The 15783-nt window shown below is 65.3% G+C and carries 7 protein-coding genes; 6 read left to right on the forward strand and 1 reads right to left on the reverse strand.

Annotated features, from left to right (window positions below; translation table 11 throughout):
• Window positions 1-164 precede the first annotated feature (164 nt).
• On the forward strand, window positions 165-482 hold the full coding sequence (sugE, locus tag QRO91_RS18270) for a quaternary ammonium compound efflux SMR transporter SugE (RefSeq protein WP_005408286.1): 318 nt from the start codon (window positions 165-167) through the stop codon (window positions 480-482).
• A 359-nt stretch (window positions 483-841) separates the two neighbouring features.
• On the forward strand, window positions 842-11746 hold the full coding sequence (locus QRO91_RS18275) for an autotransporter-associated beta strand repeat-containing protein (RefSeq protein WP_285310498.1): 10905 nt from the start codon (window positions 842-844) through the stop codon (window positions 11744-11746).
• A gap of 57 nt (window positions 11747-11803) precedes the next feature.
• Here QRO91_RS18275 and QRO91_RS18280 read toward each other — a convergent pair whose 3' ends face one another.
• On the reverse strand, window positions 11804-12247 hold the full coding sequence (locus QRO91_RS18280) for a GNAT family N-acetyltransferase (RefSeq protein ID WP_049430239.1): 444 nt from the start codon (window positions 12245-12247) through the stop codon (window positions 11804-11806).
• Between the two features lie 374 nt (window positions 12248-12621).
• On the opposite strand from QRO91_RS18280, the gene QRO91_RS18285 reads away from it, so the two are divergent.
• From QRO91_RS18285 to QRO91_RS22610, 4 genes are all read left to right on the forward strand, one after another.
• Window positions 12622-12996: a DUF3592 domain-containing protein gene (locus tag QRO91_RS18285; RefSeq protein WP_197619974.1), complete on the forward strand. Its 375-nt coding sequence runs from the start codon at window positions 12622-12624 to the stop codon at window positions 12994-12996.
• A 301-nt stretch (window positions 12997-13297) separates the two neighbouring features.
• The gene (locus QRO91_RS18290) at window positions 13298-14521 is read left to right on the forward strand and encodes a site-specific integrase (protein WP_171968767.1); all 1224 of its coding nucleotides are present in this window, start codon (window positions 13298-13300) and stop codon (window positions 14519-14521) included.
• Window positions 14518-15060 carry a hypothetical protein gene (locus QRO91_RS18295; protein WP_285310499.1) on the forward strand — a complete coding sequence of 181 codons (543 nt, stop codon included), beginning with the start codon at window positions 14518-14520 and terminating at the stop codon, window positions 15058-15060. Before QRO91_RS18290 ends, QRO91_RS18295 begins: the two co-directional genes overlap by 4 nt.
• A gap of 72 nt (window positions 15061-15132) precedes the next feature.
• Window positions 15133-15351 carry an AlpA family phage regulatory protein gene (locus tag QRO91_RS22610; protein WP_171968765.1) on the forward strand — a complete coding sequence of 73 codons (219 nt, stop codon included), beginning with the start codon at window positions 15133-15135 and terminating at the stop codon, window positions 15349-15351.
• Window positions 15352-15783: the final 432 nt, after the last annotated feature.

Raw genomic sequence — 15783 nt, forward strand, 5'->3', positions numbered from 1 at the left:
GTGCATCGACGCCAGCTTCACGCGCTGAATCTGCTGTAACCCGTTCCCGCCCACGGCGCCCCGGGCCAGCCCCCGTTGCTAGAATGCCGGCCTGGAGGAACGACCTCCCCCACATCGGGAATCAATGACCAGGACGGCCTGGCCCTACCAAGAGGAGGGCCGTCATGGCCTGGATCTATCTGTTGTTCGCCGGCCTGCTGGAAATCGTCTGGGCCGTGTCCATGAAGCAGTCCGAAGGCTTCACCAAGCTCACCCCCACCGTGGTCACGATCGTTGGCATGATCGCCAGCTTCTGGCTGCTGGCCGTGGCCATGCGCAGCCTGCCGCTGGGCACCGCCTACACGATCTGGACCGGCATCGGCGCGGTCGGCGCATTCGTGGTCGGCATCGTGTTCCTGGGCGAGCAGGTCAGCCCGATGCGGATCGGTGCGGCGGTACTGATCGTTTCCGGCCTGGTGCTGATGAAACTCTCGAGCAGCTGAATGTATTTACTTATGGCGGGGAAAGGAATCTCCGCTTCCAGTAGATATATGCATTTTCGGCAAAACCATTTTGTCCGCCCGTTTTATTTGACGTACGTCATGAAAATGGAGGGCGTGATTCACATGCCGCTGGCACCGACGGTCGCACAGTGCCGCCATTCGTCGGGCGAAACCGGGGAGTTTTCGCCTTGATGGACATGCTTTCGTACCTGTCACCGGGTGTGATCGCGTGAAGATGTGAAGATTTTCAGGAGTTAATGCCTTCAAGCCTTGTTTCCGTATCGGGAGCCGAGGTGGGCCGCATTGTCTCCAAAAAACCTGCCAGCTGTGCCATCCGGTCTTTTCATGGAGATTTACCGATGAACCGCATTTACCGTCTGGTTTTCAATCGCGCCCTCGGCGTAATGCAGGTTGCTTCGGAGGTCGCCCAGAATCCCGGCGGAAGCGCGGTACGCTCGGCACGGCCACCGCGATTGCGGACGCACCAGCTGGCGGTAGCACTGGCAGCCACGCTGGCCAGTGGATCGGCATTCGCGGCCTGCACTACCGCAGGTACGACGGTGACCTGCGCCACCGGCTCCAATACCAATTCTCTGGCCAACAGCATCAATGGCGTGACGCTGGATATCCAGACCGGCGCCGCGCTCAGCGTGCTGCCGGTCGTTGGCGGAAGTGCAGTGAATTTGAGTGGTAATGGCATCACCGTGAACAACCAGGGCACGGTCGATCCCACGATCAACGGTGGCCTGAGCCTGGCGGCGTCGGGCATGGTGCTGGGCAACAACACCGTCGGTGGAAACACCATCAGCGTCAACAATCAGGCAGGCGGGGCGATCAAAGGCCTGGTCAACATCGGCTCCATCTTCGGTTTCGGCGGACAGGCGCTGGTGGTGCAGAATGCTTCCGGCGGTGTCAGCAACATCGTCAACGCCGGTAATGTGGACATGTCGATCTTTGGTGCAGGCCTGTTGACCACGGCCGATGCGGCATCGATCGTCAGCTACGGTGGTGCGCAGACCACTCTCGACAACACCGGCACCATTACCGGCCGCATAGGGTTCCAGGGTTCGGCCACGGCGGGGGCCGGCAATACCTTCCTCAACGCAGGAACCATCAACGGCAGTGTGAACCTGGGCAGTTCGGTCACCGGCAACACCTTCACCGCCGTGTCTGGTTCCAGCGTCAATACCGCCGGTATCGGCGTGGCCGGGCAGGTCGGCGCGCTTGCGGTGAATCTGGCCGCGGCCGGCATCGTCGACGGTGGTTCGGCGTCCAACAACAGCCTGGTGCTGCAGAACAGCGCCACCGGCCCGGGCAGCGGTACCGGTGGGGTGGTGACCACGCTGGGCTGGAACCAGTACATCAACTTCCAGAGGCTCACCGTCAACAGCGGTACCTGGAACCTGCAGGGTGCGTGGGCTGGTGCAGGCACGACCACGCTCAATGATGGTCTGGTCAATTTCAATAATGCCGGTTCCTTCGGCACAGGGCTGTTCACCGCCAACGGGGGTGCCATCGCCTCCTCCACGGCCGGTCTGAATCTGGCCAACGCTTTCAGCCTTGGTGGCAATCTGTCACTCGCGGGGACCAATGCGTTCAGCCTGGGTGGCGTGCTGTCCGGTACTGGCGGGCTGACGGTCAACAACACCGGCATCGTTACTCTCGGCGGCGCAAACCTGTTCTCCGGCGGCGTCAACCTCAATGCCGGCGGCCTGGTACTGGGGAATGCCGGTGCACTGGGCAGCGGCAACCTGACCGTGGGTGGCAGCGCTTCGTTGGATACGACGGCGGGCTTCACCCTGGGCAACAATCTGGTGATCAATGGCGGGGGCTCGCTGAACCTGCTGGGCAGCAATGCGCTGTCATTGAACGGTTCGATCTCCGGTGCCGGCAACGTGACCAAGAACGGCGCGGGCACGTTGACCTTGAATGGTGCCAACTTGCTGACCGGTAACTTCAGCCTTGCCGGGGGCTCGCTCGCGCTCGGCGCGGGCGGCAGCCTGTCGCCCACGGGTGCGATGACGCTGGGCGTTGGCACCACGCTGGACCTGACGGCAGCGGCCAACCAGACCATCGGCTCGTTGGCCGGCCTCGGCGGCACGGTCAATCTGGGCAGCCACACTCTGACCTTGGGCGGGCTGGGCGACACCAGTTACAGCGGCACGTTCGGCGCCGGCACGGGTGGCCTGATCAAGCAGGGCATCGGTGTGCAGACCCTGTCCGGCGTAAACAACCTCAGCGGCGGTGTTGCGCTCAACGCCGGCGGCTTGTTGCTGGGCAACGTGGCAGCGTTGGGCAGCGGCACGCTGTCCGTCGGCGGCAATGCCACGCTGGATGGCACGACCGGGTTGGCGTTGACCAATGCCGTCAACCTCGGTGCCGGCGCCAGCCTGAATCTGCTGGGCAACCAGGCGCTCACCTTCAACGGCGTGATCGGTGGCGCTGGCGGCCTGATCAAGAATGGCGCGGCAACCCTGACGCTCAACGGCGCCAATACGTTCGGCGGCGGTCTGGCGCTCAACGCCGGCAGTCTGGTGCTGGGCAATGGCGGTGCACTGGGAGCCGGCGCACTGAACGTCGGCGGCGCGGTATCGCTCGACGCCAGCACCGGGCTCACCGTGGGCAATGGCATCACACTGGGCGCCGGCGGTTCGCTCAATGTGCTGGGCTCGAACGCGCTGACGCTGGGGGGTGTCATTGGCGGGACCGGCAGCCTGGTCAAGAACGGCGCTGCCACGCTGACGCTGGGTGGTGCGAACACCTTCACCGGCGGCCTGGCCATCAATGCCGGCAAGGTCGCGGTGGGCAGCGGCGGCAGCCTGGCTGCCGGCGGTGCGGTCAGCCTGGCCGGCGTGGGCGCTGACCTGGACATCTCGCTGGGGGGCAACCAGACCATCGGTGCACTGTCCGGCATCGCCGGCAGCACGGTGACGTTGGGCAGCAGCACGCTCACCTTCGGTGATGCCACCAACCAGACCTTCGCCGGCGTGATCGGCGGCACCGGTGGCCTGATCAAGCAGGGCACCGGCGTGCAGACGCTGACCAGCGCCAACACCTTCAGCGGTGGGGTAAATCTTGCCGCCGGTGGCCTGGTGCTGGGCAACGCCGGTGCGCTGGGAAGCGGTGCGCTGACCGTAAGTGGCAACGGTTCGCTGGACGCCACTGCTGCGCTGAACCTGGGCAATGCGATCAACCTTGGCGCGGCATTGACCCTGCCGGGCAGCCAGAACCTGACCCTGGCCGGCAACATCACCGGCACCGGCAGCCTGGTCAAGAACGGTGCGTCGACGTTGACCTTGAACGGCACCAACACCTTCAGTGGTGGACTGAGCGCAAACGCCGGAAGTCTGCTGCTGGGCAACAACGGTGCGCTGGGTACCGGAGCGCTCAGCGTCGGCGGGAGTGTTTCGCTGGACGGCAGTGCCCCCCTGAGCCTGGCCAATGATGTCGCGCTCGGTGGTGGTGCGCTGCTGACGCTGCCGGGCACACAGGCCATCACCCTGGGCGGCGCGGTTTCCGGCGCAGGTGGCCTGGTGAAGAACGGTGCCAGCTTGTTGACCCTCAACGGCGCAAATACCTTCAATGGTGGGCTGACGCTCAACGGTGGTGGCCTGCTGCTGGGCAATGCCGGTGCACTCGGCACGGGCGCACTGAATGTCGGCGCAAGCGCGACGCTGGACAGCAGTGTCGCGCTCAGCTTGGGCAATGCGGTGAATCTGGGCGGAGGCACGGTACTGAACCTGCTTGGCACGGAGAATGTAACGCTGGGCGGTGTCATCGCCGGAACCGGCGAACTGGTCAAGAACGGCGCTTCGACGCTGACCTTGAATGGCTCCAACACCTTCTCCGGTGGTGTCGGCCTCAATGCCGGTGTGCTGCGGCTGGGCAATGCCGGCGCACTGGGCACCGGCGCACTGGATGTGGGTGGCAACGCGTCGCTGGATGCCAGCGCCGCACTGAACCTGGGCAACAGCATCGGCCTGGCCGCAGGTGCCAATCTGACCGTGCTGGGCAGCAACGACCTGACGCTGGGTGGGCCGGTGTTCGGCGCCGGTGGATTGATCAAGGACGGTGCGGCACGGTTGACCCTGAGCGGTGCCAACCTCTATGCCGGCGGCACCACCATCAACAACGGCACGCTGGCGCTGGGGGCCGGTGGCAGCCTGGCGGCGGGCGGCGATGTGACGCTCGGCAATGCCGGCGCGGGCTTCGACATTTCCGCGGCCGGCGGCAACCAGACCATCGCTGCGTTGAACGGCGTGGCCGGAACCGCGCTGACGCTGGGCGGCAATTCGCTGACCTTCGGCAGCAATGCCAACGCCAGCTTTGATGGCGTGATCAGCGGCACTGGCGGCCTGGTCAAAACCGGTACTGGCATCCAGACGCTGTCCGGTGCCAACACCTTCAGCGGTGGCCTGGCGCTCAATGGCGGTGGGCTGGTGCTGGGCAACGCCGGTGCGCTGGGGACCGGCGCGCTCGGTGTGGGTGGCACCGTCAGCCTCGACAACACGGTGGCACTGAACCTTGCCAACGCGGTGAACTTCGGCGCCGGCACGCAGCTGACCCTGGGCGGCGGCAGTGACCTCACCCTGGGCGGCGTGCTGAGCGGCAACGGCAGCCTGGTCAAGAACGGTGCTGGCCTGCTGACGCTCAACAACAGCAACACCTTTGGCGGCGGCCTGACCTTGAATGGTGGCGGCCTGGTGGTCGGCGCCAGCGGCGCGCTGGGCACCGGTGCGTTGAATGTGTCCGGCAGCACCACGCTGGATGCCGGCGCTGCGGTGACGCTGGGCAACGCCGTGAACCTGGGATCGGGCGTGGCACTGACCCTGCCGGGAAGCAACGCGCTGACCCTGGGCGGCATCGTGGCCGGCAATGGCAGCCTGATCAAGAACGGCACCGCCACGCTGACGCTGGCAGGGGCCAGCACCTACAGCGGTGGTACCACCATCAACGCCGGCACGCTGGCGCTGGGCACGGGCGGCAGCCTTGCCGCAGCGGGCGATGTCACGTTGGGAGCAGGCGCTGGCTTCGATATCTCCGGTGCCGGCAGCAGCCAGACCATCGGCGCGCTCAACGGTGCTGGCGGAAGCACGCTGGCGCTGGGCGGCAATTCGTTGACCTTCGGTACGGCCGGCAACGCCGCGTTCGACGGCGTGATCAGTGGCAGCGGCGGGCTGATCAAGGTAGGCACGGGCGTACAGACGCTGTCCGCGGCCAACACCTTTGGCGGCGGCGTGACGCTCAACGCGGGCGGACTGGTGCTTGGCAATGACGCGGCGCTGGGCAGCGGCGTACTGACCGTTGGTGGTGCCGCCACGCTGGATACCACCGGCCTGGCAGCGCTGACCAACAACATCGCGCTCAACGCCGGGCTGACCGTGCTCGGGACCAATGCACTGACGCTCAACGGCGTCCTATCCGGGGCCGGCAGCCTCACCAAGAATGGCAGCGCGACGCTGACCTTGAATGGCATCAACACCTACACCGGTGGCACCAACATCAACGCCGGCACGCTGGCGCTGGGGGCCGGTGCCAGCCTGGCGGCGAGCGGTACCGTGAACCTCGCAACCGGCGCCACGCTGGATCTGTCTGCCGGCAGTGGCACGCAGCAGTTCGGCACGCTGGTCGGCAACGGTACGGTGAACCTCGGTGCCAACTCGATCGAGGTCGGCGGCGCCACCAATGGCACCTTCAGTGGCTCGATCGCAGGCACGGGGGGCCTGACCAAGGTCGGTGCGGGCATCGAGACGCTGACCGGTGCCAATACCTACACCGGCGGGACCTTCATCAATGCCGGCACGCTGGCGATTGGTCCGGGCGGCAGCCTGGCCGCCACCGGTGCGGTGATGCTGAGCGCCGCAGGCACCGGCTTTGATATCTCCACCGCAGGGGCCAGCCAGACCATCGGGGCGTTGAATGGCGTGGCGGGCTCGACGGTGAGCCTGGGGGCACAGACGCTGACACTCGGTGGCGTTGGCAACAGCCTCTTCGATGGCGCGATTTCCGGCACCGGTGGCCTGGTCAAGAATGGCGCCGGGATTCTCACGCTGGGCGGCGCCAATCTCTTCAGCGGTGGCGTTGCACTCAACGGCGGTGGCCTGGTGGTTGGCAACAACGCTGCGCTCGGCAGCGGTGCGTTGACGGTCGGAAGCAACGCAACGCTGGACGCATCGACCGTTGCCAGCCTGGCCAACAACATCAGCCTGGCAGCGGGTGCCAATCTTGATCTGCTCGGCAGCCAGTCGCTGGCACTGGGCGGTGTGATCTCGGGTACAGGTGGGTTGATCAAGGACGGTGCGGCCACGGTAACCCTGAGCGGTGCCAACACCTACACCGGTGGTACCACCATCAACAGCGGCACGCTGGCGATCGGTGCCGGTGGCAGCCTCGCCGCAACCGGCGCGGTGAACCTGGCCGGTACCGGTACGCTCGACATCTCCGCGGGCAACCAGGCCATCGGTTCGCTGGCCGGCGTGGCCGGCAGCACGGTGGCGCTGGGCGGCAGCACGCTGACCCTGGGCGGCACGGTGGACAGCACCTTCAACGGTGTGATCGGCGGCAGTGGTGGCCTGGTCAAGAACGGCGCGGGCGTGCAGACGCTCAATGGCGTCAACACCTTCAGCGGCGGCGTGGCGCTCAACGCCGGTGGCCTGGTGGTCGGCAACGATGCTGCGCTGGGCACCGGTACGGTGACGGTCGGAGGCGCTGCTACGCTCGATTCGAATACTGCGGCCATCCTTGCCAACACCTTCGTCCTCAACAACGCGTTGACCGTGCTGGGCAGCAACAACCTCACCCTTAATGGCAGCCTGAGCGGCACCGGCAGTCTGACCAAGGAGGGGGCAGCCACGCTGACCTTGAACGGCACCAACACCTACACCGGCGGCACCAACATCAACGCCGGTACGTTGGCACTGGGCGCGGGCGCGAGCCTGCACGCCAGCGGCATCGTCAACCTGGCCTCGGGGGCGACCTTCGATCTGTCGGCGGGTAGCGGCACGCAGCAGTTCGGTACCCTGATCGGCAACGGTACGGTGAACCTGGGTGCCAACACGCTGACGATCGGAGACGCCACCAATGGCACGTTCAGTGGTTCGGTGGCGGGCTCCGGTGGCCTGATCAAGGAAGGATCGGGTACCCAGACCTTGACCGGCACCAACACCTTCACCGGTGGTACCACCATCAACGCCGGCACGCTGGCGATCGGCGCCGGTGGCAGCCTGGCTGCGACCGGTGCGGTGAACCTGGCCAACGCCGGTACCGCCTTCGACATCAGTGCGGGGGGCGCGCAGGCCATCGGCTCGCTGGCCGGCGTGGCGGGTTCGGCAGTGGCGCTGGGCGGCAGCACGCTGACGCTCAATGGCGTGGGTAACAGCACGTTCGCCGGTGACATCACCGGCACCGGTGGCCTGGTGAAGAACGGCGCAGGCATACAGACCCTGAGCGGCAACAATACCTTCAGCGGCGGCGTGGCACTCAACGCCGGCGGCCTTGCCCTGGGCAACAACAATGCACTGGGAACCGGCGCGCTGACCGTGGGCGGCAATGCCAGCCTGGACGGCACCAGCGCGCTGACCTTGGCCAACAGCGTGCAGCTGGCCGGCGGTACGCTGACCCTGGCCGGCAGCAACGCGTTGACCTTGAATGGCCCGATCAGCGGTGCCGGCGGCCTGCTGAAGGATGGCGCGGCGACGGTTACCCTCGGCGGCGCCAGCAGCTACACCGGCACCACCACCATCAACAGCGGCACGCTGGGGGTGGGCGCGGGCGGCAGCCTGTCTGGCGCCAGCACGGTGAACCTGGCCGGCACCAGCACGCTGGACATCAGTGCCGGTGGCAACCAGAGCATCGGCGGCCTGGCCGGTGTCGCCGGCAGCACGGTGGCGCTGGGCGGTGCAACGCTGACCACCGGCGGCAACAACGCCAGCACCACCTTCGCCGGCGTCCTCGGTGGTACCGGCGGCCTGGTGCAGAGCGGTACCGGTACGCTGACCCTGAGCGGCGACAACACCTATACCGGTGGCACCACCATCAACGGCGGCAGCACGCTGCAGATCGGCAGCGGCGGCAGCACCGGTTCGGTGCTGGGCGACATCACCAACGACGGCAGCCTGGTCTACAACCTCGGCACCACGGCAACCGTGGGCGCCGTGATCAGCGGCAGCGGTGGCCTGACCCAGGCCGGCAGCGGCACGCTGGTGCTGACCGGCAACAACACCTACACCGGCGGTACCACCATCAACGCTGGCGGCACGCTGCAGGTCGGCAACGGTGGCGCGACCGGTGCGATCGTCGGTGACATCACCAACAATGGTGCGCTGGTCTCCAACGTGGCCGGCAACACCACGCTGGGCGGCACCATCAGCGGCAGCGGTGGCCTGACCCAGGCCGGCGCCGGTACGCTGACCCTGACCGGCAACAACACCTATACCGGCGGCACCACCATCAACAGCGGTGGCACGCTGCAGGTGGGCAATGGCGGTGCGACCGGTGCGATCACCGGCAATGTCGCCAACAACGGCAGCCTGGTGTTCGATGTGTCCGGCAATACCACGGTCGGCGGTGCGATCAGTGGCACGGGCGCGCTGACCCAGGCCGGCGCTGGCGTGCTGACCCTGGTCGGCAACAACACCTACACCGGTGGCACGACCATCAACGCCGGCGGCACACTGCAGATCGGCAATGGCGGCGCGACCGGCTCCCTCGCCGGCGACATCATCAACAATGGCGCGCTGATCTCCAACGTTGCGGGCAATACTCTGCTGGGCGGCACCATCAGCGGCAGCGGTGGCCTGACCCAGGCTGGCAGCGGTACGCTGGTGCTGACCGGCACCAACACCTACAGCGGCGGCACCACCATCAACACCGGCGGTACGCTGCAGCTGGGCAACGGTGGCGCGACCGGTTCGATCGTCGGCGACATCACCAACAACGGCACGCTGGTCTCCAACGTGGCCGGCAACACCACGCTGGGGGGAACCATCAGCGGCAGCGGCGGCCTGACCCAGGCTGGCAGCGGCACGCTCACCGTGACCGGCAACAACACCTACACCGGGCCGACCACGATCAACGCAGGCGGCACGCTGCAGGTCGGCAACGGCGGTGCGACCGGCGCGATCGGTGGCAACGTCACCAACAACGGCAGCCTGGAGTTCAACGTGGCCGGCAACACCACCGTCGGCGGCGCCATCAGCGGCAGCGGTGGCCTGACCCAGGCCGGCAGCGGCACGTTGATCCTGGGCGGCAACAACACCTATACCGGGGGTACCACCATCAACACCGGCGGCACGTTGCAGCTTGGCACTGGCGGCGCCAGCGGTGCGATCGCCGGCAACGTCAGCAACAACGGCAGCCTGGTGTTCAACGTCGGTGGCAATACCACGGTGGGCGGCACCATCAGTGGCAGTGGTGGCCTGACCCAGGCCGGCACCGGCACCGTCACCCTGACCGGCAACAACACCTACACCGGCGGCACCACCATCAATGCCGGCGGTACCGTGCAGGTCGGCAATGGCGGCGCCAGCGGCTCGATCACCGGCAACATCACCAACAACGGTGGCCTGGTCATCAACACCGGCGGCACCACCACGCTGGGCGGCACCATCAGCGGTGGTGGCAGCATTGTGCAGGCAGGCCCGGGCGGCCTGAACCTGGGCGGCAACAGCGGCGGCTTCAGCGGCACCGGCCAGGTCACCGGCGGTGGCCTGAATGTCACCGGCAACATCGGTGGCCAGTGGACCATCGGCAGCGGTACCACGCTGTCCGGCACTGGCACCATCGGTGGTACCGGTGGCGGCGTAACGGTGTCCAGCGGCGGCGTGCTGTCGCCGGGCAACGGCCCGGGCAACGGCAGCGGCGCGGGCAATGGCACCGGCACGATCACGGTGGGCGGCAACCTGACCCTGTCGCCGGGCAGCACGCTGGGCATCGATCTCGGTGCCACCGGCAGCGATACGGTACAGGTGGGCGGCAGCGCCAACGTGGGTGGCAGCATCGTAAAGGTGAATACCATCTCGCCGAACACCAGCTACCAGCAGGGCCAGCAGTACACCGTGATCAACGCAGGTGGTGGCGTCAGCGGGCAGTTCGCTTCGGCGACCTCGCCGTCGGCCTTCCTGACCATCACCCCGGTCTATACCGCGAACACGGCCAATCTGCAGATTGATGTGGCGCAGACCGCGGCATTCACCACGGCGGCGAAGACGCGCAACCAGTACAACACCGCTGCAGCGCTGGACAGCCTGCCGCAGAGTGGCGCAGCACTGGGCCTGTACAACACGGTGCTGACGTACGACGCGGGCACCGCACGCGCGGCGTTCGACCAGCTGTCCGGTGAGGTGCATGCGGCCAGCCGTGCGGTGCTGCTGTACGACAACTATCTGGAAGAGGGCATCCGCCAGCGTCTCGGCAGCGAACTGCCGACCGTGCGTGGCGAGCGTGCCTCGGCCTGGCTGGCCGGCAGCGGCAAGGTGTTCAAGCAGGATGGCGATGGCAACGGCGGCGACATCCGCTCCAACCGCAATGCACTGATGGCGGGTGTGGACTGGCAGCTGGGCGAACATGTGGTGCTGGGTGCGGCCGCGGGCAACGAGCGGCTGGATACGCGCCTGTACGATCGCAGCTCGCGGGCCCGCCTGCGCGGCAACACGTTCGGCCTGTACGCACAGGGCCAGTGGAACAACGGCTTTGCGGTCGGTGGCAGCGTGTCGCGCGGTGATTACCGCACGCGCACCACGCGCGAGGTGCCGCTGTTGGGGCAGACCCTGTACAGCCGCCAGGATTCGGATGTGACCATCGCGCAGGTGGAGGGCAGCTGGACCTGGACCCATGGCAAGACCCAACTGCAGCCGTATGTGCAGTTCACCAAGCACTGGGTCGACAGCGATCGTGCGGTGGAGCAGGGCGGTACTGCCGCGCTGGTACTGGAAGGCGGCAAGGACACGCTCAATGTCAGCACCGTGGGCGTGCGCGGCCGTTGGGACGTGGGCAGCGGCGAGCGTTTCCCGGCGCAGCTGACGGTGGGCCTGGGTTGGCAGCACGCATCGGGTGATACCGATGTGGCCAGCCGCAACCGCTTCGCCGTCGGTGGCAACGCGTTCGATGTCTACAGCGCGGTGATGGCACGCAATGCCCTGGTCAGCCAGGTGGGCGTGGCGGTTGGGCTGGGCCGCAACAGCCAGCTGTCGATGTTCATGCAGGGCCAGCACGGCGATGGCCGCCGCGATGTTGGCGGGCAGATCAACCTGCGCGTGGGCTTCTGAGGGGAGCAGGGCAGCACCGGATCCACGCGCGGCGTGGATCCGGGCCGGGGCGGAGGGCTACACCCTCCGCTCCATCTCCACGGCGTCAATCCCGGCGCCGTGGCCATCGGGTACCACCCGTGTCACCTGGAAACCGAGGCCGGCGTAGAACCCCTGGGTGTGCTGGCTGGTGCTGAGCGTGATGCGCGCAATCGAGGCATCACGTCCGGCCTGCTGCAGTCGTGCCACCGCCAGTTCCCGGCCCAGTCCATGCCGGTGCAGCGCGCGCTGTACCATGCCCCAGCAGAAACCGGCACTGCCGTCGCCGCGTCGCGACAGGCCGCCGCAGGCCACGATGCTGCCGTCGCGCTCGATGACCTGGAATGCACAGTCCATGGCCTGTTCTTGCAGGAAGCGCTCAAAGTCGCTGCGCTCTTCGGGCGCGAAGTAGGTGGGCACGTTGCTGTCGAAAATCGACAGGCAGGCGCTGGCATCGGCGGGACGGTAGAGGCGGAGGTTCATGGAAAATGCCTTGGCGTTGCCTGGGCGCATTTCAGCCGTCCAGACGCTGTCCTTCTCAAGGGGGTATTGCACGACGAGGCCGCAGGGGGGCGCCGAAGTGCTCCAAGGTACATGGAGCGGAGTCGATCTTCTCACGGATGATTTCGCCCACCTCGAATGACTGTGCGGAACACAGGCGCCTGCACCAGGCGGGTGCGTCAGTGGCGAGGCATGCGGCCGCGATGGCGTGCAGCGGGGCGCGGCGGCTTCTGGGCTATGCTTTCGACACGTGGGACTGACCGCGCGGCAGGATCCGCCGGCCCCATTCGTCTTCCTGCCTGCAACGGAGCTGCCCAGCGATGCCCGCCCCTTCTCTTTCCCGGACTGCCCAGGTCATGCGCGGTCTGCTGTTTGGCGCGGCGGGGCTGCTGATCCTTGCCGTGGCCGCCTTCGAAGTGACGCATCGCCTTGAGTTCCTGCAGATCGCGCAGGCCGTCGATGGCCAGGTCGAGCGACTGAACGCGGGCGGATCGCATCCGCAGATTGCGTTCACCGCCGCGACCGGCCAACGCGTCTCTTACCCGCAGGGCGGCATGATCTTCGGCTATGAGCCTGGACAGCCGGTACGCGTGCTGTACGATCCGGCGCAACCGCGCCTGGAGCCGGTCCTGGATGCGTTCGGTGCGCTGTGGGGAATGACGGTCGTGTGGATGCTGCTGGGGCTGGCGTTCGTCGGCGTCTGCGTGCGGGGACTGCTCCGGCGCAGGTGACTCGCAGCGGATCGCGCGCTGTCGGCGGGCGGACCGTTGGCCCTGCCCTTGGCGGCAGGGCCTGTTCAGTTCGGTAGTACCTACCGCGCTTCCCGCCAGCCAAATAAAAAAGCCGCCCGGTGGGCGGCTTCTTCATTTATCTGGCGGAGAGAGGGGCAGCCTCCGCCATGATTCACAGCGTTTCTCGCCGTATCAACAACCCGTGGAGCCCAGCTTTTCCAACGCTTTCCTTGCATCTGGTGGCGTCGCTGAATAGCATGTCATTGCATCATTTGATGTTGGGACAGATGTGGGGACAGGGATGCCAAAGAAGGTCACTCAGCCACTCGCTGCCGTCCAGATTCCTGAGCTGAGGCCGGGATTCCATCCAGAAGGCACCGTTACCGGGCTGTACCTACGCGCGACCGCTATGGGAGCGAAGAGTTGGATTCTGCGCATCGTCATCAACGGCAATCGCCGTGACATGGGATTGGGCGGCTACCCTGCAGTAACCCTCGCGGACGCACGGAAAGCAGCCCGTAAGGCACGCGAAGCAGTTGCAGGAGGCGCAGACCCGGTGACGGAAAGACAAACGCGCAGAAGAGCGTGCAAGGCCATCCCTTCCTTCCAATGGTGCGCCGAGCAGACCATTGCCGCAAAGCGCCCCGAGTGGAAGTCAGCTAAACATGCCGCCCAGTGGACTAGCACGCTTGCTGCCGACGCCTATCCCATCCTCGGGAAGATTCCTGTAGATCAAATTGAGCTATCGCACGTCCTGGAAGTATTGGCCCCCATCTGGACGGTCAAGAACGAATCAGCCACACGGCTACGCGCGCGGCTCGAAGCTGTGCTGGCTTGGGCAACGGCATCCGGCTACCGAAAGGGGGACAACCCTGCGCGCTGGAAGGGGAATCTTGATGCCGTCCTGGCGAAGCCTAGCAAGGTAGCCAAGGTGAGCCACCACAAGGCGCTGCCGATTGATGAGATGCACAGTTTCGTGGCGTCGCTGCGCTTGCAGCAAGGTATGGCAGCGCGCGCGCTGGAGTTCCTAATTCTGACCGCCGCCCGCTCCGGCGAGGTTCGTGGCGCGACATGGCAGGAAATCGACCTAAATGGCGCTGTGTGGAAGGTTCCAGCCGAGCGCATGAAAGCCAGCAAAGAGCATCGCGTTCCTCTCAGCGCGCGTGCCATAGCGCTTCTTAAGGCGTTGCCACGCATGGCGGGTAGTGAGCTTGTCTTTCCAGCGCCAAGGGGAGGCAGGTTATCAGATATGACCATCTCTGCCGTAATGCGCCGGATGCGGGTTGACGCTGTACCGCACGGTTTTCGCTCTACTTTCCGCGACTGGTGCAGCGAGCGGACTGGCTACCCTCGTGACGTTGCCGAGATGGCATTAGCCCACACAATTTCTAACAAAGTAGAAGCCGCCTACCGGCGAGGCGACCTGTTCGTTAAGCGCGTCCACCTGATGAATGACTGGGAGTCTTTCATCAACCTCCCGCCCGCAAATTCTGAAGTGATCGCACTTAGAAGGAACAAGGCATGACAAATGATGCGGATGACGCGCTTCGTACTCGGTCCTTGCGTGAGGTCGGTGTTCTTGAGGCGGGAGCGAACTGCGCCTACTGTGCGGGGGGCGAAAGCCATGTTGGCCGTGGGAGTCAGGAAATCCGGCTTCTCAACATCTACGAGAAGAATGGGGAGCTTGAGCCCCTCCTCGAGCATTTTGAGCGATATGGATTGGGACTTCCCGAGGCACGAAAGCTCCTTGCCAACTTAGCCCGACGAGCTCCGAGGGCAAAGCGTGGAGCCATAAGAACGCGAGAAGCTGAGAACAGGGACTACAGAATATCGGTGCTAGTCGCCAACAGAATGGGCTTGCTGATTAGGCGGGGCCTCAGCGAGAAAGGTGCATTTCGTGAGGTGGCTGCAATTTTGCAGCTTGGCGGCACAGGCTTGACTGAAAGGCAGGTCAAAAGGATATGGACGACGATGTATGCGGAGCTTCCCTTCATTTTTCAGGACATCTATCGCACTGCGCGCGACGAGGGGTTTGAGCATCCGGTGTATCCGGACATGAAATAGCCGATTAGGTGTCCAAAACGCATAGGGCTCAGGCCTCAGGATGAACTCCTACTCATTGCACGAGGTGTCCTGATGGCTCCTGATATTCGTTTCTCGTCCCTTCCTGATAGCGCGCTATTGCGCCTCAGGGACTTCATATCTCTAATGCCGTTCTCGGAGGTGACTCTGTGGCGACGGGTCAAAACGAAGCAGTTTCCCGCGCCGCATAGGTTGCCCGGCCGGATAACGTGTTGGCGCTGGGGGGATGTGCGTCGGTGGCTCGACACCCAAGCAATGGAGCGCAGTCGATGACCCCACCTCATGGCCTTGAGTTCGTTTGGGTCAAGATCACGGCAATGCAGCAAGAGCTAGCTGTCTTGGCTTCGATTAGTGATGAGCCCCCGCCGGGATTAGTAGAAGCGGCAGACTGCTTAGATGCTGCTGCCTGCTACATAGAGACTGCGCTTAAAGGGGCGGCTCGGGGATGATAGTAGCCGCTCACCACTTCCTTGCCTGCGCTTGGCTTCGGTGCCTTCCACATGTCTCGTTCTGTAATCGTTCGCAAACAGACACCGCTGAAGGCGGAGTGAGGATTACAAATTGCCGTCATCTACTTGCGGTGAGTTCAACCCGTCGACGCAACGGCTTGGCTCAGCTTAGCGGCTGGCGTCTGGAAGCCCAAGGTCTTACGAGGTCTTTCGTTGAGACGTCTGGCGATCTTGTTCAAGAATGCCTGCGAATGGC

It is taken from the genome of Stenotrophomonas maltophilia group sp. Smal32, assembly GCF_030237085.1.
Taxonomy (GTDB): domain Bacteria; phylum Pseudomonadota; class Gammaproteobacteria; order Xanthomonadales; family Xanthomonadaceae; genus Stenotrophomonas; species Stenotrophomonas maltophilia_Q.